At 55.4% G+C, this 11572-nt stretch carries 10 protein-coding genes and 1 pseudogene; 6 read left to right on the forward strand and 5 right to left on the reverse strand.

The genetic code is table 11. The annotated features are described in order from the left end of the window. Nucleotides 1-84 precede the first annotated feature (84 nt). From sra to C2U53_RS22195, 5 genes are all read left to right on the forward strand, one after another. Nucleotides 85-228: a stationary-phase-induced ribosome-associated protein gene (gene sra, locus C2U53_RS22175; RefSeq protein WP_042319017.1), complete on the forward strand. Its 144-nt coding sequence runs from the start codon at nucleotides 85-87 to the stop codon at nucleotides 226-228. 171 nt (nucleotides 229-399) lie between these two features. After that, complete coding sequence (maeA, locus tag C2U53_RS22180; protein ID WP_044257943.1) at nucleotides 400-2097, forward strand: malate dehydrogenase; 1698 nt, start codon at nucleotides 400-402, stop codon at nucleotides 2095-2097. A gap of 308 nt (nucleotides 2098-2405) precedes the next feature. Next, nucleotides 2406-4121 carry an ABC-F family ATP-binding cassette domain-containing protein gene (locus C2U53_RS22185; RefSeq protein WP_104446452.1) on the forward strand — a complete coding sequence of 572 codons (1716 nt, stop codon included), beginning with the start codon at nucleotides 2406-2408 and terminating at the stop codon, nucleotides 4119-4121. Between the two features lie 179 nt (nucleotides 4122-4300). Beyond that, nucleotides 4301-4579 carry a type II toxin-antitoxin system RelE/ParE family toxin gene (locus tag C2U53_RS22190; protein WP_043000694.1) on the forward strand — a complete coding sequence of 93 codons (279 nt, stop codon included), beginning with the start codon at nucleotides 4301-4303 and terminating at the stop codon, nucleotides 4577-4579. Next, entirely contained in the window at nucleotides 4579-4863 is a 285-nt protein-coding gene (locus tag C2U53_RS22195; RefSeq protein WP_043000693.1) for a HigA family addiction module antitoxin, read from the forward strand. The genes C2U53_RS22190 and C2U53_RS22195 overlap by 1 nt, the downstream gene beginning before the upstream one ends. A 44-nt stretch (nucleotides 4864-4907) precedes the next feature. Here the strand turns inward: C2U53_RS22195 and C2U53_RS22200 are convergent, their stop codons facing one another. The 3 genes from C2U53_RS22200 to fdxH form a co-directional block, all read right to left on the reverse strand. Beyond that, nucleotides 4908-5510: an inorganic diphosphatase gene (locus C2U53_RS22200; protein ID WP_044257938.1), complete on the reverse strand. Its 603-nt coding sequence runs from the start codon at nucleotides 5508-5510 to the stop codon at nucleotides 4908-4910. A gap of 126 nt (nucleotides 5511-5636) precedes the next feature. Beyond that, nucleotides 5637-6293 (reverse strand): formate dehydrogenase-N subunit gamma, encoded by a 657-nt coding sequence (gene fdnI / locus C2U53_RS22205; RefSeq protein ID WP_043000691.1) that lies wholly within the window; start codon nucleotides 6291-6293, stop codon nucleotides 5637-5639. Further along, a complete protein-coding gene (fdxH, locus tag C2U53_RS22210; RefSeq protein ID WP_104446453.1) occupies nucleotides 6286-7221 on the reverse strand; it encodes a formate dehydrogenase subunit beta in 936 nt (311 codons plus the stop codon). Before fdxH ends, fdnI begins: the two co-directional genes overlap by 8 nt. Here fdxH and fdnG point away from each other — a divergent pair. Further along, nucleotides 7169-9745, forward strand: a pseudogene (gene fdnG, locus C2U53_RS22220) (formate dehydrogenase-N subunit alpha); the annotation flags it as partial. The gene fdxH and the pseudogene fdnG sit on opposite strands and share 53 nt — an antisense overlap. Here fdnG and C2U53_RS22225 read toward each other — a convergent pair. Then, the gene (locus tag C2U53_RS22225) at nucleotides 9722-10537 is read right to left on the reverse strand and encodes a 1,6-dihydroxycyclohexa-2,4-diene-1-carboxylate dehydrogenase (RefSeq protein ID WP_104446455.1); all 816 of its coding nucleotides are present in this window, start codon (nucleotides 10535-10537) and stop codon (nucleotides 9722-9724) included. The pseudogene fdnG and the gene C2U53_RS22225 overlap by 24 nt on opposite strands. A gap of 9 nt (nucleotides 10538-10546) precedes the next feature. Continuing rightward, nucleotides 10547-11563 carry a benzoate 1,2-dioxygenase electron transfer component BenC gene (gene benC, locus C2U53_RS22230; RefSeq protein ID WP_043000684.1) on the reverse strand — a complete coding sequence of 339 codons (1017 nt, stop codon included), beginning with the start codon at nucleotides 11561-11563 and terminating at the stop codon, nucleotides 10547-10549. Nucleotides 11564-11572 lie beyond the last annotated feature (9 nt).

Genomic DNA, 11572 nt, shown 5'->3' on the forward strand with positions numbered 1-11572 from the left:
GGTACCGTCGACCTTAAGGGTTATATTTCGTCCGCAGTCATATGGACTCATCCTTGAAACCAGTAACAGGATAAAGGAGTTAGAATGAAATCGAACCGTCAGGCCCGTCATATTCTTGGACTGGACCATAAAATCTCCAATCAGCGCAAAGTGGTGACTGAAGGTGATAAATCCAGCGTGGTGAACAACCCTACCGGCAGAAAACGCCACGCAGACAGCAAAAAGTAACCGCACAGCCCGAATATGACGATAAACACCATCGCAAACGCGATGGTGTTTTTGCTTACAAAAGCCTTAATTCATGCACGATGCTTTATACTCTGTGCCCGATGCCCTGGCGGAATGGCAACATATTATAAAAAGTGCCAGGGACGGATATTCAAAAAAAGAGTGAGTGACATGGAAACCAAAAGTAAAAAACTGCGTTCCCTTTATATTCCTTACGCTGGCCCTGTATTGCTGGAATTCCCCTTACTGAATAAAGGCAGTGCATTCAGCATGGAAGAGCGCCGTAACTTCAACCTGCTGGGGTTACTGCCGGAAGTGGTCGAGTCGATTGAAGAACAGGCAGAACGTGCCTGGATCCAGTATCAGGGATTCAAAACGGAAATCGACAAGCATATCTACCTGCGCAATATCCAGGATACCAACGAAACCCTGTTCTACCGACTGGTTAACAACCATCTCGATGAGATGATGCCGGTGATCTATACCCCAACGGTAGGTGCGGCCTGTGAACGTTTCTCCGAGATTTATCGTCGCGCGCGCGGCGTGTTCATCTCCTACCAGAACCGCCACAACATGGATGACATCCTGCAAAACGTCCCCAACCACAACATCAAAGTGATTGTGGTCACTGACGGTGAGCGGATTCTTGGTCTTGGCGATCAGGGGATCGGCGGGATGGGTATTCCCATCGGTAAGCTTTCGCTGTATACCGCCTGTGGCGGCATCAGCCCGGCCTACACCCTGCCCGTCGTGCTGGATGTGGGAACCAACAACCCGCAACTGCTCAACGATCCGTTATACATGGGCTGGCGCAATCCGCGCATCACCGACGACGAATACTATGCGTTTGTCGATGAATTCATTCAGGCCGTTAAGCATCGCTGGCCGGACGTTCTGCTGCAGTTTGAAGACTTCGCGCAGAAAAACGCCATGCCGCTGCTTAACCGCTATCGCGACGAAATCTGTTCGTTCAACGACGACATTCAGGGCACCGCCGCGGTGACCGTCGGTACGCTGATCGCCGCCAGCCGGGCGGCAGGCAGCCAGCTTAGCGAACAGAAAATTGTTTTCCTTGGCGCGGGTTCCGCTGGTTGCGGTATCGCCGAACAGATCATTGCTCAAATCCAGCGGGAAGGATTAAGTGAAGAGGCCGCGCGTGAGAGAGTCTTCATGGTGGATCGCTTTGGCCTGCTGACTGACCAGATGCCGAATCTGCTCTCCTTCCAGACCAAACTGGTGCAGAAGCGTGAAAATCTGCAGGCGTGGGACAGCGACAACGAAGTGCTGTCGCTGCTTGATGTGGTCCGTAACGTTAAGCCTGATATTCTGATTGGGGTTTCCGGGCAAACCGGTCTGTTCACCGAAGAAATCATCCGCGAAATGCACAAGCATTGCCCGCGTCCGATCGTGATGCCGCTGTCTAACCCCACCTCGCGTGTGGAAGCGACGCCGCAGGACATCATCGCCTGGACCGAAGGCAACGCGCTGGTCGCTACCGGTAGCCCGTTTATGCCGGTGGTCTGGAAAGACAAAGTCTATCCCATCGCCCAGTGTAACAATGCCTATATTTTCCCGGGGATTGGGCTGGGTGTGATTGCTTCCGGCGCCTCCCGCATTACCGATGAGATGCTGATGTCCGCCAGTGAAACGCTGGCCCAGTACTCGCCGCTGGTGCTTAACGGTGAAGGTCTGGTGTTGCCTGAACTGAAAGACATTCAGACCGTCTCGCGCGCCATTGCGTTTGCCGTCGGGAAGATGGCGCAGCAACAGGGTGTGGCGGTGAAAACCTCCGCTGAAGCGCTGTTGCAGGCTATCGAAGAGAACTTCTGGCAGGCGGAATATCGCGACTATCGTCGTACGTCTATCTGACGAACTGCCCGGTAGCACGCGCTGCCGGGCCTTCAGGCTTGCGCTGTCTCATCACTTGCGATTACACTTTCGCCATCGATTAACATTCGGATAAATAAAAGGAGGATACTTATGCTGTACTGTGAACGCTTCATCGCTTCACATGCTTTTGGCGATCGCCAGTGCTCAAGCGTTATCGGTATCGTGCTGCGATAACTTCTGCTTGAGCGAAGCTAACTTCTGAATTCCCCTTCTCTCGGGCTTACCGGGTTATCGTCAGCGATGTTTGACGAGGCGTTTTGACGCCTGTAACTCTTGAGTAAGCAACAATGAGCACATTACTAACCGCCCAATCCCTGTACGTTGATACCGCGTTCGGCACGCTTTTCGACGATCTGACGTTTACCCTGAAAAAAGGCGATCGCATTGGGCTTATCGGCTACAACGGCTGCGGCAAAAGCACGCTGCTGAAAGTTCTCGACGGTTCGATTGTCCCGACTGGCGGCAGCCTGGCGCTGGCGAACCACTGTCATCTTGCGCGTGTCGAACAGCATCTGCCCGACGAGATCCTGCCGCTGACGTTACAGGAAGCCGTTCTGGCACAACTTCCTGAACATGAACGGGCCAGCCAGCTCTGGCAGGTCGAGGCGTTACTCGCGCAAATGGGCTTCAGTGTCCAGGATCGGCAATTAACGGCACAAACCTTGAGTGGCGGTCAGCATACACGTTTACTGCTGGCCCGCGCGCTGATGCGCCAGCCTGATCTGCTGCTGCTTGACGAACCGGGAAACCACCTGGATTTACCGACGTTATTGTGGCTGGAGCAGTTTCTACAGAACTGGTCCGGCAGTTTTGTGGTCGTGTCTCACGATCCGCAACTGCTCGACGCGATCACAAACGGCACGTGGATCTTGCGCGATCGTACCCTACACGCCTTTGCATTGCCCTGTCGCGCGGCACGCCAGGCACTGCTTGAACGCGACGCCAGCGACGCGTTGCGCCATAAGGCGGAACAAAAAGAGATCGATCGCATCACCGCCAGTGCGAAACGACTGGCCACCTGGGGCCGGGTGTATGATAACGAAGATCTGTCGCGCAAAGCGAAGCAAATGGAAAAGCAGGTATTACGTCTGAAGGAGGTGCAAACGGATCTGACGGCAGGAAGTCAGTGGTCACTAACATTGCGCGGCGACGCGCTGCGGGCAGACCGTCTGCTGGAACTGTCTCAGTTGTCGGTCACGCCTGCCACGGAGGCGCCGACGCTGTTTACCATTGCGGGCATCCGTTTGAAGAGCGGCGATCGGGTGGCGATTGTCGGGCGCAACGGTTGCGGTAAATCGTCGCTGTTAAAACTGATCTGGCAACATTATCAGACCGAACAGGAATCAGATTCGCTGCGCCTCCACCCTCGCGTGACGCTGGGCTACTACGATCAAACGCTGCATCAATTACCGGATGACGCGTCGCTGTTTGACGCCCTGGAACCGTTCGCCCCGCAGCCGGATATCCGTAAAATGGCGCTAATTAGCGCGGGATTCCCGTGGATACGCCACGCGCAATCGGTCAGTACGTTAAGCGGTGGCGAGCGCTCTCGTCTGCTGTTTGTCGGTCTGTCGCTGGCGCGCTATAGCCTGCTGATGCTGGATGAACCGACCAACCATCTGGATATGGAAGGTAAAGAGGCGCTGGCGCAGACGCTGCAAAGCTTTGAAGGCGGCGTGCTGCTGGTCAGTCACGATCGGCAACTCATCAGCCAGAGCTGTAATCGGTTTTGGTTTGTTAACGACGGCGAGCTGAGCGAATGGCACGATCTGGACGCCGTCTATGCCCGTATTCGGCAAACCACACTGGAACACTCGTCGGCGGTTGTAAAAGAGTACGATCCACTTATCGCGGAGCGCAGTGACGATGACAGTCTGCTGGAAAAGCTGCTGATGCTTGAGCAACGTCTGGCTGAGGATCTGGCCCGTAAACCCAGACACCAGAAGCCGCAGTTGCAGGCTCAGTGGCGTAAAGAGATAGACGATATCGCCGCACGTCTTTAACCCTCAATGCCCGGCAACGCGAGGTTTGCCGGGCAATTTGCGTAGCGCTTTCCAGTATTCATCCCCTCTTCTTTTCTCTTTCTTCATTTCGCCACACAATCGCACACGCGATGGCGAAAATTGTTGCGCCGAACGGAACACAATGCTAATGTTCCTCATGAAGGAACGAGGTGAAAAGGATGATCATGAATTTCAGGCACAAGGGATTACGCGACCTGTTTCTTCACGGTAAAACGTCAGGCGTGCTGGCAAAGCACGTCAAACGTTTGCGACACCGCCTCGCCGTGATTGACGCCGCAGGCTGCGTGAACGATATCAACATGCCCGGTTATCGGCTGCATCCTCTGAGCGGCGATCGTGATGGCGTCTGGTCAATATCGGTTTCAGGCAACTGGCGTATGACGTTCGAATTCGTCAATGGCGATGCGTATATTCTGGATTACGAGGATTATCACTGATGAAAATGGCGAATCATCCCCGCCCAGGGGATATCATTCAGGAAGCGCTGGACGAACTGAACGTCAGTTTGCGTGAATTTGCCAGAGCAATGGAGATTGCGCCCTCAACCGCCAGTCGGTTACTCACGGGCAAAGCGGCACTCACCCCGGAAATGGCGATCAAACTCTCGGTGGTGATCGGCAGCTCCCCGGAAATGTGGCTAAATCTGCAAAATACCTGGAGTCTGGCACAAGCGCAAAAAAGCGTGGACGTGTCCCGTTTGCGCCGTCTGGCGGTGCAGTAATCGCGTTGACCGCCGGACGGGTAAACCCCGTCCGGCAAAATCGCTTATTGCTGTGGTTTTTTCGCTTTCCAGGCGTCCCATGCCTGTTTGATTTCCTGCTTTGCGGTCGCCGCGTCGTTAAAGCCGTTCAGCTCCACTTTCTTGCGTCCTTCCGGTAATTCTTTGTAGACGCGGAAGAACGATTCCAGGCGCTGAACTTCGATTTTCGGCAGGTCGGCCAGTTCCTTGATATTGTCATACGTAGGATCAATTTTGCTGGCGGGAACCGCCACAATTTTGTCATCCTTCTCGCCGCCATCAATCATTTTCAGTACGCCAATCGCACGCAGTTTGATCAGCGTACCCGGAGCCATCGGCGCGCGGGTATAGAAAATCACATCCAGTGGATCGCCATCACCTGCCAGCGACTGGGTCAGCGAACCGTAGTTTGCCGGATAGGCCACCGGCATCGACTGAAAGCGGTCTGCAACGATAAAGCCGGTATTGGCGTCGGTTTCATATTTAATGATCCCGCCTGCCGGGATTTCCGTCACGGCGTAAAATTCTTCCGGATTGTTCTCCGGCTGTGGGAATTCGAGAATGTTCTGCGCCTGAACTGACGCGGAAAGAAGTACGCTCACAGCGAGCAATTTTTTGACCAGATGCATTGTTGGTTAACTCTTCGGTTATTTGTGAAGACAACACGTTACGTTTAGCTAATGACAGGATCATGACGTTTTTATGGCAAAAAAAAGGCGCTACCTGCGTAGCGCCTTCATCTGCTGAAAAAGTAATTAGTTTAGCCCTTCTTCACTCTCTTTTTTCGCTTCTGCTTTCTCGATATCACGGTACCAGCGCGGGTGGTGCTTCTTCGCCCAGCGGCGACTCACCTTCCCTTCAACCATCCCTTTAATCGATCCCTTCACCCAGAATGCCATGTACATATGAATGAGGATGGCGTGGATCAAAATGATCCCTGCCGCTGCGTGGATCAGCAGGCTGTAACGCACCACCTGCATCGGGAAATACTGCGCGAAATACGGACGCCAGATAATCACGCCGGTCACCAGCAGCACAAAAATCATGCTCATGATCGACCAGAACATCATCTTCTGCCCGGCATTATATTTGCCGACATCCGCCACTTTGTGTTCGTTGCCTTTCAGCACTTCGACAATGTTTTTCAGCCACGGTATGTCTTTCTTGTCCGGGATGTTGTGGTGAACGAAGCGGACAAACATGAACATCAGCGCGATAAAGATCGCCACGCCAAAGAACGGGTGCAAAATGCGTCCCATCTGCGGCGTACCGAAGGTTTGCGTCAGCCATTGCAGCGTCGGGAAGAAAAATGAAATCCCCGACAGCGCGACCAGGAAGAAGCAAATCACCACCGTCCAGTGACAGGCGCGATCGATGAACTTCGTGCGCACAATCATTTTCGATTTACTCATGATGGTCCTCCTCGTCATCGTCCACTTCTTTGTTCGGACCTATACCGATGTAGTGATAGATCAGCCCGGCAAAGGTGGCGATAAATCCGGCGGCCGCCAGTGGCTTCAGCGCCCCTTTCCACAGATTGATAGAGGTGTCGACTTTCGGCTCGTTCGGTAAACCGTGGTAGAGCTCCGGCTGATCCGCGTGATGCAGGACATACATCACATGCGTACCGCCAACGCCCTGAGGGTTATAGACACCAGCATGTTCGTAGCCGCGCGCTTTTAGCTTCGCGACGCGCTGCTCGCCCATTTCCAGCATCTCTTGTTTGGTGCCGAAATGAATCGCCCCGGTCGGACAGGTTTTGACACAGGCCGGTTCCTGACCCACGCTGACGCGATCGACGCAGAGTGTACATTTATAGACGCGGTTGTCCTCTTTATTAAGGCGCGGAATATTAAACGGACACCCGGCGATGCAGTAGCCGCAGCCAATGCAGTGCTCGGACTGAAAATCGACAATCCCGTTGGCATACTGGATGATTGCACCTGCAGACGGGCAGGCCTTCAGGCAGCCCGGATCTTCACAGTGCATGCAGCCGTCTTTACGAATCAGCCATTCCAGTTTGCCGTTCTGTTCGGTTTCGCTAAAACGCATCACCGTCCAGGACTTGGCGCTGAGATCGGCGGGGTTGTCGTACACCCCGACACAATGTCCTACCTCGTCACGGATATCGTTCCACTCAGAGCAGGCCACCTGGCAGGCTTTGCAGCCCACACAGGAGGAGACGTCAATGAGCTTGGCGACCTCGGCTTTGTAATCACGCGCCTGCGGTGGCGGCGTAATCGTGTTTGTTGCGGACCGTTTGATGATGTCCTGCGTTTCCAAAGACTGGCTTTCCACGGGGATGCTCTGCGCCTCCGCCGCCAGTAATGAAACCGGCATGCTGACGCAAAAATTTGTGCGCTCACTTGGCATGCTGGCAGTAGACAACCAGGCGCGCGTCTGACACGGACCAACGGTAGCAAGTCTTGCTCCAACATTTGGTCGCGGTGCGATGACCAACCACTGGGTTGATATCAAAAACGCCAACGTCGTGATGGTGATGGGCGGTAACGCCGCTGAAGCCCATCCAGTGGGTTTCCGCTGGGCGATGGAAGCGAAGAACAACAATGACGCCACGCTGATTGTTGTCGATCCCCGTTTTACCCGTACCGCCTCGGTTGCGGATATTTATGCGCCGATTCGCTCCGGCACGGACATTACGTTCCTGTCCGGTGTGCTGCGGTATCTGATTGAAAATAACAAAATTAACGCCGAATATGTCAGGCATTACACCAATGCCAGCCTGCTGGTACGGGATGATTTTACCTTTGATGACGGTTTATTCAGCGGTTATGACGCGAAAAAACGGCAGTACGATAAGTCGTCCTGGAACTACCAGTTCGATGAAAACGGCTATGCCAAACGCGATGACACTCTGTCGCATCCGCGCTGTGTATGGAATTTGCTGAAACAGCACGTTTCCCGCTATACGCCGGACGTCGTCGAGAACATTTGCGGGACGCCGAAGGCTGACTTCCTGAAAGTGTGTGACGTGCTGGCCTCCACCAGTGCGGCGGATCGTACAACCACGTTCCTGTATGCGCTGGGCTGGACCCAACATACGGTCGGGGCGCAGAACATCCGCACGATGGCGATGATCCAGCTGTTGCTCGGCAACATGGGGATGGCCGGCGGCGGCGTGAACGCCCTGCGTGGTCACTCGAATATTCAGGGGCTGACTGACCTCGGACTGCTTTCCACCAGTCTGCCTGGTTATCTGACGCTGCCGTCGGAAAAGCAGAGCGACTGGCAGACCTGGCTGAACGCCAACACGCCGAAAGCCACGCTGGCGGATCAGGTGAACTACTGGAGCAACTATCCGAAGTTTGCCGTCAGCCTGATGAAAGCGTTCTACGGCGATGATGCGCAGAAAGAGAATGACTGGGGCTTTAACTGGTTGCCGAAATGGGATCAGGCCTACGACGTCATTAAATACTTCAACATGATGGATAGCGGGAAAGTCACCGGCTACATCTGTCAGGGCTTCAACCCGGTTGCGTCCTTCCCGGACAAAAACAAAGTGGTTCGCAGCCTGAGCAAGCTGAAGTACATGGTGGTGATCGATCCGCTGGTGACTGAAACCTCAACCTTCTGGCAGAACCACGGCGAGTCGAACGATGTCGATCCGGCGTCCATTCAGACGGAAGTGTTCCGCCTGCCATCCACCTGTTTTGCTGAAGAAGATGGCTCCATTGCCAACTCCGGGCGCTGGCTACAGTGGCACTGGAAAGGTCAGGATGCACCGGGTGAAGCGCGTAACGACGGTGAAATTCTGGCCGGGCTTTACCATCGTCTGCGCGAAATGTATCGCACAGAAGGCGGTAAAGGTGTGGAACCGCTGCTGAAAATGCGCTGGGACTACAAACAGCCGGATCACCCAGAGTCAGAAGAAGTGGCGAAAGAGAACAACGGCTACGCGTTAGCCGATCTCTATGACGCCAACGGCGTGCTGATTGCGAAGAAAGGGCAACTGCTCACCAGCTTCGCGCAACTGCGTGATGATGGAACGACCTCGTCTTCCTGCTGGATCTACACCGGTAGCTGGACGGAGAAGGGCAACCAGATGGCCAACCGCGATAATGCCGACCCATCAGGGCTGGGCAACACGTTGGGTTGGGCATGGGCATGGCCGCTGAACCGTCGCGTGCTGTATAACCGCGCTTCAGCGGATATCAACGGTAAGCCGTGGGATGCGAAACGCATGCTGATCCAGTGGGACGGGGCGAAATGGACGGGTAACGATATCCCGGACTTCAACACCGCGCCTCCGGGCAGCGCAACCGGCCCGTTTATCATGCAGCCCGAAGGACTGGGGCGCTTGTTTGCCCTTGATAAACTGGCGGAAGGCCCGTTCCCTGAACACTACGAACCAATGGAAACGCCGCTGGGTACTAACCCGCTGCATCCGAACGTGGTGTCCAGCCCGGTCGTGCGCATCTATGAAGATGACGTCTTGCGCTTAGGGAAGAAGGACGCGTTCCCGTATGTCGGAACGACCTATCGTCTGACCGAACACTTCCACACCTGGACCAAGCACGCGCTGTTGAACGCTATCGCGCAGCCGGAACAGTTTGTGGAGATCAGCGAAACGCTGGCCGCCGCCAAAGGCATTGGCAACGGTGACTACGTGAAGGTAAGCAGCAAGCGCGGATTCATTCGTGCGGTTGCGGTGGTGACACGTCGTCTGCGTACGCTGCACGTCAACGGTCAGGAGGTTGAAACCGTCGGGATCCCGCTGCACTGGGGCTTTGAAGGGGTGGCGCGTAAAGGCTATATCGCCAACACCCTGACGCCAAACGTCGGTGACTCAAACTCGCAAACGCCGGAGTACAAAGCGTTTTTAGTTAACATCGAGAAGGCGTAAGGGGGGCGAGCATATGTCTTTGCCGAGATCGCCTCCGGCAACCGGTAAGATGATGCCGGTAATATAGCTGGCGTCATCGCTGGCGAGGAACAGGATCGCATTCGCCTGCTCCGCCAGCGTGCCATAGCGGTGCATCAGACTGCTGTCGATGGTCTGATCAATCACCTGCTGATACCACGCCTGCTCCTGGGCGGACGGCGTTTCGTCATTACGCGGAACGAGACGCGCCGGGGCGTCGGTCCCTCCGGGTGCCACCGCATTGATGCGAATACCGCAGCCGCTGTATTCCATTGCAATCGATCGTGTTAGCGCGTTGACGCCGCCCTTCGCGGCTGAATATGGCACGCGGTTTACCCCGCCTGTGGCAACAGAAGAGATATTCACAATACTGCCGCGCCCCTGTTTCAGCATCCACGGGAGCGCTGCGCGGCAGCCCCACAGTGTCGGAAACAGCGAACGACGGATCTCTTTCTCAATCTGATCCGGCTGGTATTCGGCAAACGGTCGGGCCCAGATAGTCCCGCCGACGTTATTGACCAGCACGTCCAGTTGTCCAAAATGCGCGACGCCTGCGGCAAAAACCTGTTCGGTGCTTTCCCATTGTTCCAGGTCCGCTTCCAGCGCCAGCACCTGACACCCACCCGACGCCAGCGTTGCCGCCAGTTCATGGACGTGGCGGGAACGATCGATAAGCAACAGCCGCGCCCCTTCTTGCGCGGCCTGAATAGCGGTCTGGCGACCAATTCCCTGCGCCGCGCCGGTAATGGCCACAACTTTATCGTTAAATCGCATAGAGGCTCCTTACGCCGCCGCACTCTGGCTGGCGATAAATTTTTCGTACCAGAATCCGGCTGGCGTAATGCCCCGCTCGCGTAACGCCGTGGTGATGGCATTGACCATCGGCGGCGGACCACAAAGATAAATATCCACATCGCCCTGATTGAGCATCGCCTCGCTAAGATGATCGGTGACAAACCCGCGCTGTGGACAACCACTTTGCGCGTCAGCGACAACCGGTAACCAGCGGAAGTCAGCCAGTTTCTGCTGAAAGGCGTCCAGCGCGTCGGTTTTGACCAGGTCGACATCATAGGTCACGCCATACAGTAACGAGATCTGACGCTGGCTCCCCTGCGCAGCGAGCGTTTCCAGCATGGACAGCATCGGGGCCAGTCCGGTACCGCCAGCCAGCATCAGCACCGGGCGTTCGCCGTGGCGCAGATAAAAACTGCCCATCGGACCGCTAAGCGTAACGGTATCACCGGGTTGTCCGCGCTGGGTCAGCCACTGACTCATCAACCCACCGGGCACATTACGGATCAGAAAGTGTCCTTCGTTACTGCCCGGCAGCGAACTGAATGAGTAGGCACGCTGCTGCGTCGTCCCCGGAACCTGAATGTTGATGTACTGCCCGGAGAGAAAATGGAGCGCGGTATCCGGGCGTACGACCAGTTCAATCGCGGTGTCCGAGAGCGCATTGATCGCCAGCACATCTGCATGCGTCGTCGTGATGCTGGTTTTACACTGTGCCGCTGCGACCGGCACGTCAATGACACAGTCGCTGGCGGGGATCATCTGGCAGGTCAGCACCTGTCGTGCAGTGGCTTCATCCTCGCTCAGCGCCTCTTCCAGAAAGTCCTCTCCCAGCGCGTAATCGCCGCTGGCGCAGTGGCATTTACAGGTGCCGCAAACGCCGTCGGAGCAATCCATCGGCAGGTTCACCTTCTGCCGGTAAGCGGCATCCAGTACCTTTTCACCGGCGTTGCATTGAATAAAACGGGTGATGCCGTCCTCAAAATTGAGTGCAATTGTAAAACTCATAAGCACCTC

The sequence above is a fragment of the Citrobacter sp. CFNIH10 genome, from assembly GCF_002934585.1.
GTDB classification, from domain to species: Bacteria; Pseudomonadota; Gammaproteobacteria; order Enterobacterales; family Enterobacteriaceae; genus Citrobacter_A; species Citrobacter_A amalonaticus.

Coding starts and splice junctions, on each gene's coding strand:
- sra (WP_042319017.1), top strand. CDS start 85: ATGAAATCGAACCGTCAGGCCCGTCATATTCTTGGACTGGACCATAAA.
- maeA (WP_044257943.1), top strand. CDS start 400: ATGGAAACCAAAAGTAAAAAACTGCGTTCCCTTTATATTCCTTACGCT.
- C2U53_RS22185 (WP_104446452.1), top strand. CDS start 2,406: ATGAGCACATTACTAACCGCCCAATCCCTGTACGTTGATACCGCGTTC.
- C2U53_RS22190 (WP_043000694.1), top strand. CDS start 4,301: ATGATCATGAATTTCAGGCACAAGGGATTACGCGACCTGTTTCTTCAC.
- C2U53_RS22195 (WP_043000693.1), top strand. CDS start 4,579: ATGAAAATGGCGAATCATCCCCGCCCAGGGGATATCATTCAGGAAGCG.
- C2U53_RS22200 (WP_044257938.1), bottom strand. CDS start 5,510: ATGCATCTGGTCAAAAAATTGCTCGCTGTGAGCGTACTTCTTTCCGCG.
- fdnI (WP_043000691.1), bottom strand. CDS start 6,293: ATGAGTAAATCGAAAATGATTGTGCGCACGAAGTTCATCGATCGCGCC.
- fdxH (WP_104446453.1), bottom strand. CDS start 7,221: ATGCCGGTTTCATTACTGGCGGCGGAGGCGCAGAGCATCCCCGTGGAA.
- C2U53_RS22225 (WP_104446455.1), bottom strand. CDS start 10,537: ATGCGATTTAACGATAAAGTTGTGGCCATTACCGGCGCGGCGCAGGGA.
- benC (WP_043000684.1), bottom strand. CDS start 11,563: ATGAGTTTTACAATTGCACTCAATTTTGAGGACGGCATCACCCGTTTT.